This is a genomic window from Agarivorans sp. DSG3-1 (genome assembly GCF_046774965.1).
Taxonomy (GTDB): Bacteria; Pseudomonadota; Gammaproteobacteria; order Enterobacterales; family Celerinatantimonadaceae; genus Agarivorans.
This window is the reverse complement of sequence record NZ_CP177241.1, coordinates 1366455-1386660: the sequence shown is the minus strand read 5'-3', so window position 1 is coordinate 1386660 and position 20206 is coordinate 1366455. Positions and strand designations below refer to the sequence as shown.

The 20206-nt window shown below is 45.1% G+C and carries 17 protein-coding genes; 11 read left to right on the top strand and 6 right to left on the bottom strand.

Translation table 11 applies throughout. The annotated features are described in order from the left end of the window. Positions 1-98: 98 nt before the first annotated feature. The 3 genes from yjeH to ACLD71_RS06495 all read left to right on the top strand — a co-directional run bounded on the left by yjeH (position 99) and on the right by ACLD71_RS06495 (position 3230). Positions 99-1370 carry an L-methionine/branched-chain amino acid transporter gene (gene yjeH / locus ACLD71_RS06505; RefSeq protein ID WP_411993706.1) on the top strand — a complete coding sequence of 424 codons (1272 nt, stop codon included), beginning with the start codon at positions 99-101 and terminating at the stop codon, positions 1368-1370. A gap of 344 nt (positions 1371-1714) precedes the next feature. Beyond that, entirely contained in the window at positions 1715-2650 is a 936-nt protein-coding gene (locus tag ACLD71_RS06500) for a DMT family transporter (protein WP_411993704.1), read from the top strand. A 76-nt stretch (positions 2651-2726) separates the two neighbouring features. After that, entirely contained in the window at positions 2727-3230 is a 504-nt protein-coding gene (locus ACLD71_RS06495; RefSeq protein WP_303514760.1) for a M48 family metallopeptidase, read from the top strand. 17 nt (positions 3231-3247) lie between these two features. Here ACLD71_RS06495 and ACLD71_RS06490 read toward each other — a convergent pair whose 3' ends face one another. Then, positions 3248-3601 (bottom strand): DUF805 domain-containing protein, encoded by a 354-nt coding sequence (locus ACLD71_RS06490; RefSeq protein ID WP_137672619.1) that lies wholly within the window; start codon positions 3599-3601, stop codon positions 3248-3250. A gap of 510 nt (positions 3602-4111) precedes the next feature. Here ACLD71_RS06490 and ACLD71_RS06485 point away from each other — a divergent pair. From ACLD71_RS06485 to ACLD71_RS06470, 4 genes are read left to right on the top strand one after another with little or no spacing between them, the layout of a single operon-like run. Beyond that, the gene (locus tag ACLD71_RS06485; RefSeq protein WP_411993702.1) at positions 4112-5515 is read left to right on the top strand and encodes a TolC family protein; all 1404 of its coding nucleotides are present in this window, start codon (positions 4112-4114) and stop codon (positions 5513-5515) included. A gap of 12 nt (positions 5516-5527) precedes the next feature. After that, positions 5528-6511, top strand: coding sequence for an HlyD family secretion protein (locus ACLD71_RS06480; RefSeq protein ID WP_137672527.1), 984 nt, complete (start codon positions 5528-5530; stop codon positions 6509-6511). Positions 6512-6514: 3 nt separating this feature from the next. Then, a complete protein-coding gene (locus ACLD71_RS06475; RefSeq protein WP_411993700.1) occupies positions 6515-7696 on the top strand; it encodes an ABC transporter permease in 1182 nt (393 codons plus the stop codon). Further along, positions 7693-8880 (top strand): ABC transporter permease, encoded by a 1188-nt coding sequence (locus ACLD71_RS06470; RefSeq protein WP_411993698.1) that lies wholly within the window; start codon positions 7693-7695, stop codon positions 8878-8880. The genes ACLD71_RS06475 and ACLD71_RS06470 overlap by 4 nt, the downstream gene beginning before the upstream one ends. Before the next feature lie 461 nt (positions 8881-9341). On the opposite strand, the gene ACLD71_RS06465 is transcribed toward ACLD71_RS06470, so the two are convergent. The 5 genes from ACLD71_RS06465 to ACLD71_RS06445 all read right to left on the bottom strand — a co-directional run bounded on the left by ACLD71_RS06465 (position 9342) and on the right by ACLD71_RS06445 (position 14655). After that, positions 9342-10721, bottom strand: coding sequence for a sensor histidine kinase (locus tag ACLD71_RS06465; protein ID WP_411993696.1), 1380 nt, complete (start codon positions 10719-10721; stop codon positions 9342-9344). Further along, positions 10660-11340, bottom strand: coding sequence for a response regulator transcription factor (locus ACLD71_RS06460; protein ID WP_137672531.1), 681 nt, complete (start codon positions 11338-11340; stop codon positions 10660-10662). Before ACLD71_RS06460 ends, ACLD71_RS06465 begins: the two co-directional genes overlap by 62 nt. Positions 11341-11403: 63 nt before the next feature. Next, a complete protein-coding gene (locus tag ACLD71_RS06455; RefSeq protein WP_137672532.1) occupies positions 11404-11967 on the bottom strand; it encodes a PepSY domain-containing protein in 564 nt (187 codons plus the stop codon). A gap of 211 nt (positions 11968-12178) precedes the next feature. Then, positions 12179-12850, bottom strand: a complete 672-nt coding sequence (locus ACLD71_RS06450; protein WP_411993693.1) for a substrate-binding periplasmic protein — start codon at positions 12848-12850, stop codon at positions 12179-12181. Positions 12851-12987: 137 nt separating this feature from the next. Then, the gene (locus ACLD71_RS06445; RefSeq protein ID WP_137672534.1) at positions 12988-14655 is read right to left on the bottom strand and encodes a cellulase family glycosylhydrolase; all 1668 of its coding nucleotides are present in this window, start codon (positions 14653-14655) and stop codon (positions 12988-12990) included. Between the two features lie 768 nt (positions 14656-15423). Here ACLD71_RS06445 and ACLD71_RS06440 point away from each other — a divergent pair. Genes ACLD71_RS06440 through ACLD71_RS06425 form a run of 4 tightly spaced genes read left to right on the top strand, consistent with a single transcriptional unit; the run spans position 15424 to position 20120 of the window. Continuing rightward, complete coding sequence (locus tag ACLD71_RS06440; RefSeq protein ID WP_411993691.1) at positions 15424-17016, top strand: ABC transporter substrate-binding protein; 1593 nt, start codon at positions 15424-15426, stop codon at positions 17014-17016. Beyond that, a complete protein-coding gene (locus ACLD71_RS06435; protein ID WP_411993689.1) occupies positions 17016-17954 on the top strand; it encodes an ABC transporter permease in 939 nt (312 codons plus the stop codon). Before ACLD71_RS06440 ends, ACLD71_RS06435 begins: the two co-directional genes overlap by 1 nt. Beyond that, a complete protein-coding gene (locus ACLD71_RS06430; RefSeq protein ID WP_137672537.1) occupies positions 17951-18760 on the top strand; it encodes an ABC transporter permease in 810 nt (269 codons plus the stop codon). The genes ACLD71_RS06435 and ACLD71_RS06430 overlap by 4 nt, the downstream gene beginning before the upstream one ends. Next, positions 18735-20120 carry an ABC transporter ATP-binding protein gene (locus ACLD71_RS06425; protein ID WP_411993686.1) on the top strand — a complete coding sequence of 462 codons (1386 nt, stop codon included), beginning with the start codon at positions 18735-18737 and terminating at the stop codon, positions 20118-20120. The genes ACLD71_RS06430 and ACLD71_RS06425 overlap by 26 nt, the downstream gene beginning before the upstream one ends. Positions 20121-20206 lie beyond the last annotated feature (86 nt).

The window sequence follows — 20206 nt, the reverse complement described above, 5'->3', positions numbered from 1 at the left end:
AGGCGACTAATTCACGTGAATTTCCGCTAAGTTCACAGCTTTCAAAGAAAACATTTAGGACTATGATTGAGTTTTCCACCCTCTAGCAGTTGTTACCTATGAGTCGTTTACATCAACAATTAGGCATTAGCCAAGGCGTTGCCTTGCTTGCCACTTCTCTTCTCGGCACGGGCATATTTGTGGTGCCCGCCATTGCCGCCAGCATTGCTGAGCGCAGTTCACTATTAGCCTGGGCCATTCTCATCGCTTTGGTACTGCCTATCGCCTTTACCTTTGCCGCCTTAGGCAAGCGCTATCCACACGCAGGTGGTGCCGCTCACTTTGTGGGAAAAGCCTTGGGGCCGCGCGCCGAAAAACTCACTGCCTTTTTGTTTCTGTCGGTACTGCCAGTAGGTTTACCGGCCGCGTTAGTGATGGCCACGGGGTTTTGGCAGGCGGTATTCGAGCTAAGCCCAATCATGTCTCTGGGTATTCAACTCTTTACCTTGCTATGTATGCTGTTGCTGGGTTTGGGTGGCGCTAAACTGTCGGGCAATGTGCAAGCCATTATCGCCTTGGCCATTGTTACTTTAGTGGCGGCATTATGGTGGCAAGCCGATATAGTGAGCAGCGATTACCAATTGCCCAGTGACCTAGGCAGCCCCAATATTGTGCCTGCGCTGGCGGTGATGTTTTGGTGTTTTGTTGGCATTGAAGCTTTCGCTCACATGGGAGAAGAATTTCGCCGCCCTGAGCGTGACTTCCCCATCGCTTTATTGCTTGGCGTTTTTGTAGCTGGCGCCGTGTATTGGGCAGCGTCGGTAGTGGTTCTAAAGTTTGGTGCTTACGGAACTCAGCATGCTAATACTCAGTCACTGCCGCATGTAGTGGCTTTGCTGTTTGGCCCTCATGCAAAGTGGCTAGCCGCCATAGTTGGCTATTTAGCCTGCTTTGCTAGCATGAACATTTATATTCAAGGTTTTGCTAGGCTGCTTTGGAGCATGGCTGACGAAGGTCACTTACCCCAGCAACTGGCACATTTATCGACAAAAAAAGTCCCCACCCGAGCACTAATTACTATTGTTAGTGCCTGTGTTGTTAGCTGCGTTGTAGCGTGGTTATTTAAACTGCCTTTAGATGAGCTGATTCGCTACGCCAATGGCAATTTCATTGTGGTATACCTGTTAAGCATGATCGCTGGTGCCGTATTGCTTAAGGGCGTATTTAGAATACTGGCTGTCATTGGCGCTGCCTTATGCTGTTTGCTACTGCTTGCGCTGGGCCAACAAAGTATCTACGTATTGCTGCTATCAGTACTATTTTTGCTAATTCAGCCTTTGTTTATGCAAATAAAGAAACAATGGAAAGTGTCTAAACTACCCAAGAGTTGATAGCTTTATGCGCCGTTGCTTCATAAGCAATCACTAACCAAAATGTATCAAGCACCACTTTGTCGTGGTGCTTTTTAAACGTTAAGCTTCACTTGCAGCCTTTTTACTATTGCCGTAGGCTAAAAGTTCATCAATTAGGAAATGACATGACCCAAGTTTTCATCACCGCCCAGTTCAGCAGTTTGCTCTCATTAAATGCGAACACTACTGCGGTTAAACTGTGGCTGCTGCTTACTACAAGCAGTGGTGAAGATTAGTTATACATTTTCACTGGCTGCGAAGCGCAGCCAGCCCCTTTGCCCTTCGTAGCCTACTTTTTTATCCATAATAAGGCTCGTAAGGACATGAATAATCACAAACCGATATACCGTCAAATCGCCAGTCGCTTTTCTGCCAACACTATTGGCCTAGTACTAGCGCTGGTTGCTACCGCGCTGTTCTCCCTCAAAGCAATTTGGATCAAGCTTGCCTATCAACACGATATCGATCCAGTGAGCTTAATGACTTTGCGTATGGCGTTTAGCTTACCCATTTACTTGGCGCTAGCAGGTTTTTGGTGGAAACAGGGGCGCTTTACCAATAAACCGATTGCCGGTTTTGCCCTAAGAGCATCTATTGTAGGTATTGCGGGTTATTACCTTGCCAGCTTTTTGGATTTAAGCGGTTTGCAGTATATATCAGCCCCTTTGGAGCGGGTGGTATTGTACGCTTATCCTAGCTTCACTATTTTATTGGCTTGGTTGGTCTATCGGCAAAAACCACAAGCGATATTTGTTATCGCACTACCGCTAAGCTGGGTGGGTGTGGCGTTAATGATGTGGCATGAAGCAAGCGCAACCCAGTTAAACAACAACGTGGCTCTAGGCACTAGTTTAGTGGTGGCGAGTGCGCTTAGCTTTGCCGTGTACCTGGTATTTAGTAAAGCCATAGTCAGTAAAATAGGCAGCCAAGCATTTACGTGTATTGCAATGATAGCGGCAAGTTTGGCCATTTTTGTCCATTATTTCCTGCAAAGTAGCAGTATTTCCCTAAGTGCTTATCCATCTCAAGTATATTGGTACGCACTAAATATGGCGATATTCTCTACGGTGATACCGTCCTTTTTATTTAGCGAAGCAATTCACCGTATTGGCGCCCAGCGTACCTCTATCTCCGGCAGCGCTGGGCCGGTATTTACGCTACTCATGGCAGTGTGGATTTTAGACGAGCAGGTAAACATCTTTCAGCTAATAGGTATTGCCCTAGTGGTGGCTGCGGTAGCCTTGCTCAATAGAAAATAACCGCTAACCGCGCGGTAGCTTGCTCGGTCGATGTTCAGCCAGTTACACTAGGCTAAACATCGACTTTTAATGACTCATGAACACGCTTAAATATCTCGGCGGCTATCCCGACACGCTACATTCGCAAATACAAAACTTGATTGAGCAGCAAAAATTGGGTGACTTTTTGTTAGCTAAATACCCCACCATCCACAACATTCATAACGACCAGGCGCTAAGGGAATATGCTACTGAACTAAAAAACCGCTATATGCGAAAATCAGCCCCATTAAGCAAAGTTATTTACGACAAGAAAATTCACGTCGTGAAACACGCCTTGGGTTTACATAGTTATGTTTCACGTGTTCAAGGCAGCAAACTAAAAAGTAAAAATGAGATCCGAGTTAGCAGCCTGTTTCAAAAGGTGCCAGAACCGTTTTTGAAGATGATTGTGGTACATGAATTGGCGCATCTAAAAGAAAAAGAGCATGACAAAGCATTTTACCAACTCTGTCAGCATATGCTGCCTGATTATCATCAATTAGAATTTGATACGCGGGTGTATTTAACCCAGCTAGAATTGGTTGGGCCAATTTACTAACCCAACCAGATCGCCAATTAAGCGAATGCGCCATTACCCTTAGGGTTTGCGCCGTAGTTATTGTCGTCGTGGCTATCTGAGGCCAAGAACACAATCAACACAATAAGGCCGATAATCGGTATTAAAGCAATTAGCTGCCACCAACCACTACGCCCCGTGTCATGTAAACGTCTTGCGGCAATGCTGATGCAAGGAATCAACATTCCTAGTGAGAAGATAAGTGACAATAACTGCATGCCAATAGCAGCATCAATAACACTTAAGATGATGCTAATTACCATGTAAATCAGGCTAAACATCCAATATTCTTTTCTGCGAGCTCGCCCTGAAAATTCGGCATATTTCTTCAACGCGCTAATAAAGTATTCCATCATAATCCTTTTCAATGAGTCATATAAATTCAAACTGGTATGACTAACACCAGCTAAAAAACACGCTAACCCATTGTTAAAAAACAAACTATGATGCAAATCAGTGATCAATTAATAAAGGCGAAGGTAAGTAGAAGCGAAAGCAATCAGGCCACTTAGTACCTATTTGATAGTGGCAAATTCAATGCTTATGGCATCACCTCTTTATACAGTTATAAAGGCTATAAATGATTGAATATATTCGCTTAGCCAAAATGAATAACAGGCCTAATCACTAAGTTTTACATCAATTTGGGGAACGCTTCCCAAGTTAGTTATGGCAGGCACCTAGCGATGCAGAAAAACTCGATGCTATCGTCAATATTTCAATTACTTAAGCCACCATTTATGAGTTACTCGTGGTTTTAAGTTACCTGCTATGCTTTAACAGAAAATGCTTAGCTAAATAACTTGAATCGCAACAGCGAACCCAATAGAGTAATTGCTCTATATTGTTAAGGATGATACTTAGTGATTACTCGATTTAAGAGCCCTAAACTCTTTTCGGTAGGTTTAGTCGGATTATTCTGTGCGCTAGTGAGCAGCACTAGTTTCGCAATGAGCTTTGAACAAGCATGGCTAGAAGTACTAGAAAAGAACGAAAGCCTCGCCGCGAATAAAGCCAACGTAGCTCGTTCCGAGGCAATGCGTGATGCCGCCAAAGATTTGTATTTTCCCAAGGTGGACTTAACCGGTAACTATACCCGTTTAGAAAAACCGGTCTCTCTTGATCTAAAAGACTTAGAACCACTCGCGTCTTTAGATTTAAGCGGGCTAGACCCAGCATTAGGGCAAATTCTAGCGCCTTTATTAAACTTACCCACGGTAACAAACTTCACTGAACAAGATATAACTACTAGCTCTATTCGCGCCATTTGGCCTTTATATACCGGTGGTCGCCGTGGGGCAGCAATTGATATTGCTCGCGAGCAAAATATTGAAGCAGGCAAAGTGCTGGCCATGCAACAACAAGCCAAGTTTGAAGACTTAGCTAAAGTGTACTTTGGTGTAGTGTTAGCCGCCCAAGTAGCAGAAACCTACAAAGATGTAGAAGACGGCCTAAAGAAACACCAGCGAAACGCATTAAAACTAGAGCAGCAAGGGCAAATTGCTTATGTTGAGCGGCTGCAAGCCGACGCTTCATTTGATAAAGCGAAAGTCGATACCAAAAAAGCGCTACGCAACTACGAAATAGCCCAACTGGCCTTAAATGAGTTAGTGCATAGCCAGCATGCAGTGCAACCCAGCACAAGCTTATTCACCGAAGAACAGATCCCCGAATTAGAAAGCTTTATGAGCCATACGCTTAATAGTTATCCGGGTTTGGCCATTCTCGACAGTAAATCAGAACAAGCCAAGAAAATGGTCACCATTGCCAAAGGCAGTTATATGCCAGAGGTTTATATGTTTGGTAACTACGATATTTATAAAGGTGATAGCTTAGCCGCTAAATACGCGCCCGACTGGATGGTAGGAGTTGGTGTATCGGTACCGATTATTGATAACTCTGGACGCTCGGGCAAAGTGCTAGCTGCCAACAGTACCTTAGTGCAAATTGGCTATATTCGGGCTCAAGCCGAACGTGATTTAGGCTTGTTAGTGGAGAAAACCTACCGCGAAGCGGAGCAAGCTTTAGAAGAATATCAAGGCTTGGAATCTACTTTGGCACTGTCGAAAGAAAACTTACGGATCCGCTTAAAAGCCTTTAGCCAAGGTTTGGCTACTTCGCTAGATGTAGTCGACGCCGAGATGTACCAGGCTAGCGTAAAAACGCAGCGCCAGTCGGCTGCTTATCACCATGTTATCGCCTTAGCAAAGCTCACTGCACTCAGTGGTGAAATGGCGCAGTTTTCACAATATTACCGATTTAACTAGGGTTTACTTATTATGCGCAAGCTTTCAGCTGTTTTACCCATTGTTCCGCTTCTGGCTATTATTGCTTGGGTGGCATACTCATTTTGGCAAGCCTATCAACCTAAACCGCAGATTTTGCAGGGCCAAATCGAGGCGCAGCAATACAATATTTCCTCTAAAGTGGCCGGCCGTATTGATCAAGTATTGGTAAGGAAAGGCGACCAAGTTGAACCGGGTCAGCTGATATTTTCTATTACTAGTCCAGAATTAGACGCAAAATTGGAACAAGCAAAAGCCGGACAAGAAGCTGCGTCAGCCATCGCAGAGCAAGCCGAAAACGGCGCACGCAGCCAAGAAATATCAGCCGCTAAAGATCAATGGCAAAAGGCACTAGCAGCCTCTAAATTGGCAGAAAAAACCTACCAGCGAGTAGATAACCTATTTGAAGACGGCGTAGTGTCTGAGCAAAAGCGTGATGAAGCCTATACCCAATGGCAAGCCTCTCGTTATACCGAGAACGCCGCCTCACAAATGTACCAATTGGCGAAAGAAGGCGCCCGTGACGAAACCAAACGCGCAGCGTTAGAGCAAGCACGCGCAGCCGCTGGAGTGGTTGCAGAGGTAGAAGCCTTTTCTAGCGATACCTTGGTAAAAAGCTGGCATTCCGGCGAAGTGAGCCAGTTGCTATTACAGACCGGTGAACTGGCTCCTACCGGATTCCCAGTGGTATCGATTATAGATATGCAAGACGCTTGGTTAGTACTGCATGTGCGAGAAGACCAACTCAGCCAGTTTCAAACTGGCGAGCAATTTGTAGCGAAGTTACCCGCGTTAGACAACCAAGAATTTAAATTTGAAGTGTCTCACGTAGCGGTAATGGGAGACTTTGCCACGTGGCGAGCCACCGACAGCCGTACGGGTTTTGATTTGCGAACCTTTGAGATTGAAGCAAGACCGTTACAGCAAATTGAGCAGTTGCGGGTAGGCATGAGTGCCATTGTGGCGCTTGAGCAGTAAGCCATGCCACATACCGATGATTCAAGCCTTAGCCTAAGGCAGTTAGTTGTCCAGCAATGGGCATTGCTGCGAGATAACCGTTGGTTAATGGCCATGCTAACTTGGCTGCCTTTACTGGCTTTTGTTGGTGTGTGGTGGGTATTTTCCTCAGGGTTAACCCGAGATTTAGATATTGCGGTGGTGGATCACGACCACAGCCAGCTATCGCGTAGTTTAATTCGTCATTACGATGCCAGCCCCACCTTAAAAGTCGTCAGTGTAAGCGGCGAACCGGAAGCGCGTTCATTGCTACGAACTGGCGAAGTATCTGCTTTAGTCATTATTCCCAGAGATTTAGAGAAGCACACCAAGCTTGCCCATGCCCCAACGGTAGCGGCGTATTACAACAGCCAATTTATGGTACTGGGTAAACAAATCAACTCTGCGTTGCGCCAAAGCCACGGTACGTTTAGTGCCAAAGTTGAAGTGGCGCGGGCACTCAGCCACGGCAATACTCAAATACTACAAGCGCTAGGCTCAGCCTTACCCATACGTAACCAGATTAGTGCTTTGTATAATGGTAATAGCAATTATGCCCAGTTTATTGTGTCGGCTGCACTGCCTGCCTTTTGGCAAATTTTGATCATGGCAGTAATGATTTTAGTCTTAGGGGCGGAACTGCGTGACCATAGCTACAAAGCCTGGTTAGCCAAACAAGCTTGGCAAAAAATCACTGTAAAGTTACTGTTTTTTGGCAGCCTACTGTGGTTGCAAGGGGTCTTGTTATGCACCTTAATGTTCCACGGTTTTGATTGGCCAATGCGCGGTTCATGGAGTGTATTATTGCTCGCGCTACTGCTATGTGTGATCGCTTCCCAAGCAATAGCGTTAATCTTTATGCTGTTGTTTCAAGATGTTGCCCGAGCATTGAGTTTTGCTGGCGCGCTTACAGCACCAAGCTTCGCGTTTATGGGAGTGACTTTTCCGATTAGCGACATGCCTTGGTTTGCCCAGTTTTGGCGACAACTTATCCCTATTACCCATTACATTGAAACCCAAGTATCGCAAGCCAACTATGGTGCAAGTGCCCTGCAATCTTTACCTTCTTTACAGGCTTTGTTGCTATTTAGCGTCGCGTTTATTAGTGCCGCTTGGCTGATTCGAATTCGCTTTACGCAACCAGGCGCTCAGGAGCTACGGTCATGAGTTGGTGGGTATTACTGCGTTTAGAACTGCGTCGAATTTTGGCCAATCGAGCCTTGTTGTTAACAGTATTTGGAGGCTTGCTGCTCTATGCGTTTTTGTATCCGCAGCCCTATATAAAACAAACCCCCTTGCAGCAACCGATCACTGTTATTAATGCCGATGGTAGCCAATTAAGCCGCCAGCTCATCCGTATGGTAAACGCCAGCCCTCTGCTAGAAGTCACCAGCCAAGTCGCCAGTATTGAGCAAGCTCAACAGCTATTGGTTGAACGCAAAGTAGGAGGCTTGCTAGTGATCCCAGAGAACTTCTATCGCGATGTTCTAATGGGTCGCTCACCCACTCTCTCTTATGCCGGTGATGCCTCTTACTTCTTAGTGTATGGCACTATTGTGCAAGGCTTGGCAGAAACGTCGGCCACCTTGGCAGCCCAGGTTAAAGTCGCCAAAATGGTGGTAGATGGCGTGCCTATCTCTCTTGCTAGCCAACTGCATTCACCCGTACAGCTCAGCACCAACGCAGCCTTTAATGCTCATCAAGGTTACTTGGATTACGTTATTCCTGCGGTGTTTATTGTAATACTGCATCAAACCTTGTTGATTGCCATGGGCTTACACGCCAGCCCGACCAAGCCAGCAATAAAACCCAATTTAGTTCGCTTTTTTCCGGCGTGGAAAATAGTCGTGGTTCGCAGCATATTGTTTGTGGCGATTTACTGGCTAATGAGCAGCTTTTACATTGGCGTGGTATTGGATTATTACGGCGTACATCACTGGGCAAATGTGGCCGATATTTACAAACTATTGTTGCCATTTTTGCTAGCCGCTAGCGGTTTAGCCATGTGCATCGCCAGCTTGCTGCCTAAACGAGATTACGCCACTATTGTTGGCTTAATGACTTCGCTTCCCATTGTGTTTGCCTGCGGCTTTATTTGGCCTTTGAGCTCCATTCCTATGCCTATCAATATTATTGCGGATTTAATTCCGGCCAAACCGATGGTATTGGGCATGCTAAAAATGAATCAGATGGGAGCAAGCTTTAGCGAGATTCAACATCACTTCACTCACCTATGGTCATTGGCAGGCTGTTACTTTGCTTTGGCTGTCGCGATGGTTTATTGGCAATCGACGTCACCCCCTAAGGTAGATGCTGCCAAATCAGCATTGCCTTCTTCACTCTCAGAGTGAAAACGGCATGGAATAAGTCGGTATTTGAACTGAGCTGAAAATAAGACAATTCAAGAGCTTATACTTCTAGCGTAAATAGAACCTAGCAATACGCGGGCAGATCACAAAGAACATACACAAAAGCAACAAATCATCAATGTTCGTCACAGATCCATTTGCTCACTCTGTAAACAATTGTGGCCAAAGTTTATCGTTTACTGGTAGAGCAATTAGCTCGCACCTTGCAGTTTGGCATTTTGCCGGCTGTGCGTGCGATTAGGCTGTCAGCCTAACGCATCAGTGACTAACATTGGATGGTGGGAATACTATGGAACAGTTTTATTTTACTTATTACGTAAACCTTTTTGCTAGAAAAGCGAATAAGCTTAACAAGAGAAAGGTACATTCTTAGATTGCTCTCAGTCTAAAGTAAAAAGCCAGTCTCTTTAGAGTACTGGCTTTTTTTAGGCCTTTAATTTTAATTACTCACCAAAATTCACCAGCACGGTTAACCCAGGCTGATTACTTTGCAGCTTCACCTCTCCTTCGTGTAAACGAATAATCGCCCGCACTAAGGGTAAACCCAAGCCATAACCAGGGCTGTTTCTGCTGCTTTCTAAACGGTATAAACGCTGAAATACTTTGTCGGTTTCAGACTCAGGAATGCCGGGACCATTGTCGCTAAGCGAAAAACCCGTAGCGTTAACTGTGAGTTTAATTTGGCTTTGCTCCCCAGCATATTTACTGGCATTTTCTAGCAAGTTGTAAATAGCACGAAATAGCAAGGTCGCATCACCTTGCAATTTACACGCTTGCTTAATCTCTACATTAAGCACTTGATTGCGCTGTTGAGCTAGCGGCTGAATCAGCTCAATGGCGTCTTCAGCAATATTGGCTAAGTCTAACGGCTTAAAATTAGCTTTTTGCTGCTGTTGCTCCAAGCGAGTGAGCTCTAACATGGCAGTAAATGTAGCTAATATGCCGTCTAGTTCGGCTAACATGCTGCTAAGTTGCTCGCTAGTTACATGCTGCTTTTCGGCATCTAGTAGCGCTTGCTCCAAACGTAATCTTAACCGCCCTAAAGGAGTACGTAGATCGTGAGCAATGGCATCAGTGACTCCAGTAATGGCATCAAAGGAGTGTTCGACTTGCAGCAACATTTTGTTGATATGAGTTGCCATGTGATCAAACTCATCATTGCGTTTGCTTAATGGCACTCGCGCACTCAATTCGCCCGCTTCAACCTTAAGCGCAATCTCGTTGATGCTATTCACTCGGCGCAATACTTGAGCAGAAAAGAACCAACCAGTAATAAGCCCCAAAGCTAAGGCAAGCGCTAAGGCCGCAACGCTGGCTTGAGTAAATTGCTCACGTAAATCAAACAGGGCTTCGTCATCGGTAGCCACCAGCAAGCGGCCATTGTCGAGGCTTTGTACACAACCGGAAAATAGCCGAATTTCATTGTAATTATAAACAGGAAAGCGCGCTATTTGCGGACAGGCAGTCACTCGCTTAGGAATAGTAGCCAAGCGACCATAGGTGGTGTGGTTATCGCTGTAGGCCATAATAAACTGGCGCGATTGTTCGGCTTGTTGCTCAAACTGACGAATAAAATCAGCTTGGCTAAGTTCTTCGGCCAATACTTGTTGCTGTTGTTGCAATTGATTGAGCTGCAGAGTTTGGCTGCGGCCGAGCTGACCAACGCTGAGTTGGTAAAGTACCCACAGCAATATGCCAACCACCAGCATGAGCAGCCCCGTATAGAGCCGAGTTAAGCGCCAAACTGAGCTCGCTTGGTGGTTATTTCGCCACCATCCGGTAACCCACGCCACGTACGGTTTCAAGTAGTGGGTTATGGCCATCAAGTTCTACCTTTTTTCTTAAGCGCGCAACATGCACATCAATAACATTGGTTTGTGGATCAAAATCATAATCCCATACCGCCTCAAACAATAAGGTGCGGGTAACCACTTGGCCAGCGTGTTCCATTAAATAACGCAACAACTTAAATTCTTTAGGTTGCAGTACAATCTCTTGCTGGCCACGCCAAACCTGTCTAGCCAATAAATCCATGCTGAGATCGGCCACCTGCAATTTGTTAGATTGCGGCTCTGCTTGGCCACGCTGCCGCTGTAAGAGAATCTCTATTCTCACCAGTAACTCAGCCAAAGCAAAGGGTTTAACTAAGTAGTCGTCTCCACCTTCTCGTAAACCTTTGACCCGTTCATCTACACTGTCTAAAGCACTCAAGATCAGCACTGGCAAGGTTTTGTTAGCATTGCGTAGCGTAGACAATACCGTTAAACCATCAAGCTTAGGTAGCATTCTGTCTAGTACCAGTAGCTGGTAGTTGTGCTCTAAAGCGAGAAACAACCCATCTTGGCCATCACTCGCCACATCTACCTGATAGCCTTGCTCAGTTAAGGCTCGCTGCAAAAACTGCTGAGTCGTTAAGTCATCTTCTATAACTAATATTCGCACTCGATTTGGCCTATAGCTAGATAAAAACAAGGTTGGCACTTGGCCAACCGTAGCATTAAGAACTTAGTGCTTAAGCACTGGAATGGTCTCGCCAGTAACAACGTCTACTATCACGCGTTGTTTACCCTGTTGACCTAATAATTTGAACTTGTAAAAGGTAATGCCTTTTTCGTTTTCTAGTTCAAACTCCAATACTTGCGCTTGGTACTTATCATTTAACATGGCAATGGTTTGTTGCAGTGAAAGTTCTGACTCCGCTACTTGCTCCAAGGCCAAACGCTCATCATCGTCTATTTTACTCACACCTAATATGGTCAGTTTACTGCTTTCATTTTTAAGCATTTCGCCATCACTAAGGCTTAGCTTAAGTTTGTGTTGTTGTTCTTGCGCTAAGTTAATCACGTCCACTTCGTAAACCGCTTGGCCTTTATAGTCGTCCAGCTCAAGCTCGGTGATATGGCCTGGGTAAGTGGTGTTAACCTTTTCAATGGCTTGCTCTAAGCTAAAGCCCGCTTTTTTAAGCGCTAGCGCTGATAAGGCATCATCGTCGGCAATCGCTGCGGTTGAGGTTAACGCTACGGCAGCAGCAACACATAATTTTTTCGAGAATTTAATTGGCAGTTTCATTCGGTAATCCTATTTGCTTAATTGACGCTAAGCAGTTTATAAAACCGCGCCTTACCACAAGGTGGCTGCAACATTACATTTTGTTCATCTTAATTAAAACAAGCGAATAACATTAGAACAATGATGAGTAAGCGCCTAATGCACTTATTCAACCACAAGCTGATGAGAAGATAAATAATCAATGGAAGCAACACTTGTGCTAGGTTGCCAATTAGTTTTTAACCAACGGTTCGGCTGTTAGCTTACGCAGCACAGCGGCTAAACTATCGGCAATGCCTCGATGTTTATCGTGTAAATAATGATACACCGGAATAGCATCTAAGCTGGGTGACAGCATTTTTATTTGTTTGTGCCAATATTTTTTAACCACATACTCGCCAATCGATTGTGGCAGAATAACTACGTCAACCCGCCCTCTGCCTAACATGGTGAGAGCCTGATGAGCATCACTAAAGAAGACTGTGCTGGCGTGATTTTCTAGTTTAACTTCTAAGAACAGATGACCACGAACCCCAGCGACCTGATAACCCTGCAAATCTTCCCATTGTGAAATATCTATCTCTTCGCGTTTCACAAACGCCGCAATATTAATGTAAGCCAATGGCACGGGAATCATTAAGTGATGAGGTAAATAACTGGCGACATACTCGGTTCGAGCTAACTCGGCATCAATGCCAAAATTGTTCTTAGCTTGATACAAAGAACGCTTGGCTGGCATAGGAATTATCTCTACCTGATAACCCAGTTCGGCGTAAGCGTTGCTCACTAACTCGCTCACGTTGGGAAGAGCCGCTATGGTTTCTACTGTTGAAATACGAAGGCTTGGCCCCGCATGAAGCTTAACGCTTATTAACATCAGCATTACCAGTACAATCATTTTCATGCTATTTCCTTAGTCCCTAAAGGAGAGCAATAACTGACAATATACTTTTTAGTGTAGTTGATGTTGCGATGTTTCAAACCTTCAAATTAACTCATTTGAAGGTTTGCAGGCCTCACTTAAGCTTCAATATCTACGCTTCAATCATTTAACCTTTCGGTAAGCATTTGAATTAATGGCTGATTCGATTTATCGGTTTGCGGAAGACTGCCAAAGCCAAAATATAAACCAAAAGGATCTTCGTGATAGGTATGCAAATTAAAATGGGTTTGATAACTGTCAGCTACATCTAATACATCACTCACCCACTGTAAGCCGCCCGCTTGGTCTTTAAAACACGCAGCGATACAGCCAAACTCACCTAAATATAAAGGCACTTTTTGTTCCATTCCCCATTGCTCGATAGGTCGTATTATTTCGGCTATCAGGGCTTTATCCCAAGGTAAAATAGCGTTAACACCGGTTTGGAAGTCTAAGCGCGCTTGCACATGAGCCGCGCTCCCTGCATTACTGGTTTTGGCCCAGGCGGAGATTTGGTAATAATGGCCTAGGGTTGGCACAATAAACTGCTGGGAACTGCCGCTGTTAGCATCACCACTGGTATTGCTAATCTGAATGGCATCTTCGCCTTCTAAAATGCGCGACCTCGAAGCGCCTTTATTTTTAGCTGCCCAAAAGTACCAGTTTGAATGTTGGCTTAAATCCACCTCAATGTGCCGCAGTACTTGCTCACCATCAGCGGCGTATTCAGTAATGGTTACCTGTTTAAACCAAGTATCTCCTGCATTGTTAGCAGAGACTAAAGCTGGATACATTAACTCTACTTTGGGGTCTGTAAGTGCAAACTTGTGCCCCTGCAAATACTGCCAATCTGCATTGTGCTCGCTCAATCTAGGATTATTGAAATAGGCGTCGTACCAGTGCGGCGAACCGATAACTTTAACGCGCTCAGGATCAGGATATTGGGCTGGTGCTTGAAATTGGCTCAACCAAGAAGCTTGCTGATGGGTGTAATCAATCGGCTCATAAAAGTGATACTGATAAACAATATTGGGGTCGTCTAGCTTAAAGAAGTTTTGTTGCTGATCGATCTGCCATTTGCCTTGCACCGCTAATAAGCGTTCTACAAACACAATATGCTCGGGATTTACTTGGCGAATCGCCGCAAGCGCTGTAGTGGCCAAATCCACCCATTGTTGTTTACTGCGGCTAGTAATGGGTTCATTCAATAAATCTAGGCCAGCAATATTAGGATGGCCTCGATAACGTTTGGCAATGGCTTGCCACAAACTCACCAGCCGTTGTTGGTTTTCTGCTTGCTCCCATAAGGCATCACCGCCACCTAAAGACTGAAAGCCACCCTGCGGTACATGCATATTTAGCACTAAATAGATGCCGTGTTTTTCAGCCCACTCTAGGTTTTGATCTAACCAATCCCAACCCGCTTGATGATATTGATAAGGTGCAGAGTCACTTTCAAAGGTTTGGTAGTTTAGGTAAAAGCGAATGCTGTTAAAACCCATTGCCTTAACGCGTTCAAAGTCTTGTTCGTTATGATGTTTGTTAGGAATATGGGTATTCGCCCATACCTCGTTGCCAAAAGCGACGCCCTTTAAACGCACTTTTTCACCTTTACCGTTAACGATAAAGCGCCCCTCAACCTGTAAGCGTAATTGCGGGTCGTAATCGGCCAGTGGGCGGTAAACGCTCACATTTTGCAGCGCTTGTTGTTGAGTAACAGAACTAGAACTACACGCCCAAAGGCTAATCAGTATGGAGAGAATAAACACTCCGTGAAAACAACGCATTACGAGTCCTTAGTGCAAAAGTTTAAGTCTGTAACCAAAACTATACCTAGCCCGCTATGATAAAAACCCAAGCCAGTTCACTGAACAAAATCTTGGCGATATTTCGTAATTAAAAACCGGTTTTTTGCAAAGCTGTGAACACAATAATAACGAGGGAATATATGCAGATTGAGGCTAAATCACCATAAAGCCCCAAGCTAAGGGATTGCAAGGCGTTACCCACTGAGTCTTTTCGTTAGCAAATGATAAAACCAGCCGCACAGTAGATTCTTCAGTTTTAACAATCACTTCCTAAGCCTATATAGAGTCACTAACGTCCGAAAAATTTAAAATGGGAAAGCATCTCTATTGTGTGGTGTGATTCAATTTTAATTGTTACATTATCACACTGTTTTATTTTCACATTGCTCATGTTTTGCGCTATTTCCATTCTCTTCAATTAAATAAGCTGCTATTGCTGGCCATGCTCTCACTCCCTTTAGGGCTGAGTACCGTGTCGCTTATGCATTCAATGGAAATGGAACATGAGGCTCACGAGCATCATCAATGTGAAATGTATGAAGCAATTAACAATGCCGTGAACGCAGCGGCAACACTGGAGTATCGTTCAGATAAAGCCCAGTGTTATCAGACGTTTGAACCACAAGCCATAGCATTCATCTCAAAAGAACTTCCTCGTACTCGGTCTCCTCCTAGCGTTACTTAAGCTTCAAATACAATTTTTCTATCCCATTTTTATAACGCTAATTAACATCGTTAGGATTTGTTATGACCGAATTATCGTATGCTTCTATCAATAAAAAGAAGAAGCTTAAACGTGGCATTTTAGTTGCCACGGTTATCGCAGTGGGTGCAGTTATCGCATTTACCGCTACCCAAAAATCATCAGACCAAACTGTTCCAACTAAAGCCAATACCCTCTCCATCAGCGGACCTTGGGAAATATCCAGCTTAGATCCGTCTAAGCAAGGCTACATTTTGACGCGGATGCAAGTGATTGAAACCTTGCTAAACATAAATAGCAAAGGGCTTATCACCGCTGGTTTAGCGACCGAGTGGCGCAGTAGTGAAGACGGCCTAACATGGCATTTGAGCCTGCGTAAAGGTGTAACTTTTCATGATGGTCTGCCAATGGATGCTGACTCAGTAGTACAAAGCCTAGAGTTTGCACAGAGTAAACACGGCACCTTAAATAAGGCCGAAGTGGTAAGTATAAAAGCGCTAAACAGTGATCAAATTAGCATTGAGTTAGCTAAGCCTTATGCTGCGTTTGCTTCACTGCTAACCAACTATTCCAATGCAATTTTATCTCCCGCGTCTTACAAACAAGATGGTGCAGTTGAGACACTCTTTGGCTCAGGGCCTTACCAAATGAGTAGCTTTGCACCGCCACATAAGCTAACAGTGAAGAAATTTGACAACTACTGGGGACAAAAACCAAGCATTGAGTTTGCGACCTATTTGACCGGACATAGGGCTGAAAGCCGGATTCTCCAAGCTAAATCAGGTGAGGCAGATATCGTATTCACCCTCGAACCATCAATGCTGGGGCAATTGGATGGCTCAAATGAAGTGCAGCTTTATAGCCATTTGGTGCCGCGTACCATGTTCATTAAATTAAATGCTGCGCATCCAATCTTGGATGACATACAAGTACGTAAAGCCTTAAGTATGGGACTAAACCGCGCAGCCATTGCGACTAACGTGCTTGGCTCTGAAGGCTCGGAAACCTCGCAATTGATGCCCAGTTCAATGTCACAGTGGTTTGTTGAAGGTATCGAAACCAATGGCTACAACCTAGCGCAAGCACGAGACATTTTGGCTGACCTAGGTTGGCAACAGGGTGACTCTGGCATGCTTGAGCGTGATGGCACCCCATTTAAATTAACCATGATTACTTACGCTGATCGCCCCGAGCTAACCACTGTTGCTACCGCAATTCAGGCCCAGTGGGCTAAATTGGGGGTAGAGCTTAAGGTGGATATTACTAACTCAAGTATGATTCCTGCAGGCCATAAAGACGGCTCGTTAGAAATGGCATTAATCGCCCGTAACTTTGGTTTTAGTGGTGACCCTCTTCCTATTATGAGTACTGATTTCGCCCATGGTGGCGGTGATTGGGGAACCATGAATTGGAATAATGCTGAGGTGGATAGCGCCATAACGGAATTAGTGAGCTCGCAAGATCCTGAGCGTTCTTTAGAGCTCAGCCAACAGGTTGCCGCCACAATTTATAACGAGTATCCGGTATTGCCAATATCCAGTTATAGCCAACACACATCGGTTAATAAGCGTGTTAAAAACTTCCAATTCGACCCGTTTGAGCGCGATTACTTCATTAACCAGATGGAGATTAAATAATGATATGGGAGCTTCTTCGGAAGCGCCTTTACCAATTAGTGTTGGTGGCGTGGGGAGTAGGCACACTAACCTTTGTGTTAATGCGCAGCCTACCGGGCGATATGGCTTACCGCATTGCGGCAAGCCGCTACGGTCAAGACAATGTCGATTCGGCTGCCGCTGAATTAGTCCGACAAGAACTCAACTTAGACCAAGGTTGGCTCTCAAGTTATGTGAATTGGTTGTTCGAGTTATTACAGTTTAACTTAGGGAACTCTCTGGTGAGCGGTTTGCCGGTGAGTGAAACCGTACTACATCAGCTCGGTCACTCGCTGCTGTTAGCTGGCTTTGGCATAGCATTATCAATTTGTATTGCACTGCCCCTTGGTACTTGGTCAGCCAAAAAGGGAGGGCTGATAAATTCAATAATGGTGTGGTTTTCCACTTGCACCCGAGCCATGCCTGTTTTTGTTCTCGGCTTAATTTTAATCCTGCTTTTTGCCTTGGAATGGCCACTGTTTCCGGTGGCGGGTTTTGGCACTTGGCAACACTTGGTGCTTCCAAGCATTACCCTTGCCATTAGCTTAGCTGCGGTGTCTAACCGGGTGGTGCATGGCAGTGTTCGAAGAGTATTACGCTCGCCCTTTTACCAGTTTTCTCGGGTTAAAGGTTTAAGTGAGCGACAAACCTTCTTCCGTCATGGCATGCGCAATATGGCGGTGCCCATCGTTGCCTTTATTGGGATTCAATTGGTCAGTGTTATCGAAGGTATTGTGATGATTGAATCACTGTTCTCATGGCCAGGTGTAGGGCATGGTTTAGCCCATGCAATCTTTGCTCGTGATATTCCAGTTATTCAAGGCTGTGCTTTAACCATGGGTGTTCTGTTTGTGGTGCTGAATGGCATTATCGATCTGCTGTGTTATTGGATTGACCCTAGAGGGGAGCAAGAACAATGATTAAGTCATTAAGCTTGAACCAAAAATTAGGGCTAACGCTTTTACTGGGGTTATTTGCTTTTGCTGTGCTGGTGGGTGGTTTCTCGCCCTATACCATCGATGAGCAAAATCTCTCTATTCGCCTTATAACGCCTAACAGCGACCACTGGTTTGGCACAGACCATTTTGGTCGCGACATGATGACAAGGCTAGCCAGCGCCATTGTATTGTCATTTAGTTTAGGCGTGTTCTGCGTACTCACCTCATCTATTCTAGGGGTGACTCTAGGTGTATGCTCCGCATGGGCTGGCGGCCGCGTAGAACAAAGCTTAGATGTACTGGTAAACATACTGTTGGCCTTACCTGGCTTGGTATTAGTGTTATTGCTATCAGCGATTGCTCCAGGGTCATTTGTGGTTCTGTATTTTGCGATTTCCTTAGTGCAATGGGTAGAGTATTACCGCGTCACTCGCGCAATAACCCGTACCTTAATGGACAGCCCTGAGCGCCAAGTATCAGTAATGATGGGCTTTGGGAAATGGTATCAATTCAAACGCCATATATGGCCAGCCATCTCTTCCTCAGTATTCACCATGGCAGCCTTTGGTGGTGCCAATGCCATCTTAATGATGGCTTCGTTAGGCTTTGTTGCTGTAGGTATTCAACCACCATTGGCCGAGTTAGGTTTGATGAGTGTTGAGCTATTCCCATTTTATGTTGAAGCGCCTTGGGTATTAATGCAGCCGCTTATTGTGGTGGCATTGCTAGTACTAGGCTTTCATTTGTTAGCAGGAGCGAGTCGTGAATCTCTTAATTCAACTCACTGATCTATCGATCAATGCAAAAGAGCTTGAGCTCCTTCAGCCGCTTTCACTGAGTCTTTACCAAGATAAACCTTTAACTATTCTTGGCCAAACGGGATCAGGCAAGAGTTTGTTGGCACAGGCGATTATTGGCCTACTCCCCAGCGAGTTAAGCCAACAGGGTCAAGTGGAAGTATTTGGTAAATTACACGACCGCGGCTCTTTAGTTAGCTTATGGGGTAAAGAGGTGATTATGTTGCCGCAAGAGCCATGGCGAGCGCTAGACCCCTTGATGCCAGCTTACCAACAAGTGTTAGAGGTCTATGAGTGTTTACATGGTTTAGCTCATGAGCAGGCGTTTAACCAAGCGATGGATGATTTAGATAAAGTCGAACTGAAATCAAGCGCCTCGAAAAGGCCGGGCCAATTATCTGGAGGCATGGCGCAACGCTTAGCGGTAACAGCCGCAACTGCAGGTGGTGCTAAGCTGATTTTAGCTGATGAGCCAACTAAAGGTTTGGACGTAAGTCGCCGTAATGACATAGTTCAATTACTGTTGCAAAGCGCTCAAGGTGGCGGTTTGCTCACCATTACTCATGATATTGAGGTGGCAAGGCAAATCGGTGGCGACATCATAGTGATGAAAGAAGGTGTTGTAGTTGAGCAAAGCAGTGCAGAACAAGTGCTGAATCAACCCGAGCATTCTTACACACAATCACTTATCGGTGCTGACCCTCAGCATTGGGATCAACGTACTAAGGGCTTGATAGATAAAAAGCCGGTGCTAAGTGCGACAAGCCTGGCGATTGGGCGTAACGGACAAGCACTGTCTGCAGGCATTGATTTTACCATTCATGCAGGCGAAGTGGTGGGTGTGGTTGGAGATAGTGGCAGTGGTAAAAGTACACTGGGTGACACCCTGTTAAATTTACTGCCGCCGATTAGTGGCAAAGTAAACAAGCAAGTATCAAATACCAAGCACTATCAATGGCTAAAGCTATTTCAAGATCCACCAGCGGCCTTTACTTCAAGCGTAAGCCTTGGCGTATTGTTAGAAGATGTCATTAATTTGCATCAGATCGATAGAGCGCGAATTGCACCGTTGATGAACAAGCTGAAACTAGCACCAGAATTGCTAGCACGCAGAAGTACCGAGGTCTCTGGCGGAGAGTTGCAACGCTTTGCTATATTACGGGCTCTGCTACTCGACCCAATATTTTTGTTTGCCGATGAACCAACATCACGACTCGACCCTATCATCGCAAAAGAAGTCACAGACTTGCTGGTAGACCTCGCTAAAGAACAGGGTTGTGCCTTGCTTCTGGTGAGTCATGACCCACACATGATAGAGAAGCGCTGCGATACGGTGGTGCAATTGAAGTAAACAATAATAGAAGGTCAATACTCCCTAATGACCTTCTTTTAAGTTTATCAATCTGATCGAATACCTAAATCAAATTAGTTCGAGCA

What these genes read in the sequence shown, in the direction of transcription:
- yjeH (WP_411993706.1), top strand. Translation starts at nt 99, where the DNA reads ATGAGTCGTTTACATCAACAATTAGGCATTAGCCAAGGCGTTGCCTTG.
- ACLD71_RS06500 (WP_411993704.1), top strand. Translation starts at nt 1,715, where the DNA reads ATGAATAATCACAAACCGATATACCGTCAAATCGCCAGTCGCTTTTCT.
- ACLD71_RS06495 (WP_303514760.1), top strand. Translation starts at nt 2,727, where the DNA reads ATGAACACGCTTAAATATCTCGGCGGCTATCCCGACACGCTACATTCG.
- ACLD71_RS06490 (WP_137672619.1), bottom strand. Translation starts at nt 3,601, where the DNA reads ATGGAATACTTTATTAGCGCGTTGAAGAAATATGCCGAATTTTCAGGG.
- ACLD71_RS06480 (WP_137672527.1), top strand. Translation starts at nt 5,528, where the DNA reads ATGCGCAAGCTTTCAGCTGTTTTACCCATTGTTCCGCTTCTGGCTATT.
- ACLD71_RS06475 (WP_411993700.1), top strand. Translation starts at nt 6,515, where the DNA reads ATGCCACATACCGATGATTCAAGCCTTAGCCTAAGGCAGTTAGTTGTC.
- ACLD71_RS06470 (WP_411993698.1), top strand. Translation starts at nt 7,693, where the DNA reads ATGAGTTGGTGGGTATTACTGCGTTTAGAACTGCGTCGAATTTTGGCC.
- ACLD71_RS06465 (WP_411993696.1), bottom strand. Translation starts at nt 10,721, where the DNA reads ATGGCCATAACCCACTACTTGAAACCGTACGTGGCGTGGGTTACCGGA.
- ACLD71_RS06455 (WP_137672532.1), bottom strand. Translation starts at nt 11,967, where the DNA reads ATGAAACTGCCAATTAAATTCTCGAAAAAATTATGTGTTGCTGCTGCC.
- ACLD71_RS06450 (WP_411993693.1), bottom strand. Translation starts at nt 12,850, where the DNA reads ATGAAAATGATTGTACTGGTAATGCTGATGTTAATAAGCGTTAAGCTT.
- ACLD71_RS06445 (WP_137672534.1), bottom strand. Translation starts at nt 14,655, where the DNA reads ATGCGTTGTTTTCACGGAGTGTTTATTCTCTCCATACTGATTAGCCTT.
- ACLD71_RS06440 (WP_411993691.1), top strand. Translation starts at nt 15,424, where the DNA reads ATGACCGAATTATCGTATGCTTCTATCAATAAAAAGAAGAAGCTTAAA.
- ACLD71_RS06435 (WP_411993689.1), top strand. Translation starts at nt 17,016, where the DNA reads ATGATATGGGAGCTTCTTCGGAAGCGCCTTTACCAATTAGTGTTGGTG.
- ACLD71_RS06430 (WP_137672537.1), top strand. Translation starts at nt 17,951, where the DNA reads ATGATTAAGTCATTAAGCTTGAACCAAAAATTAGGGCTAACGCTTTTA.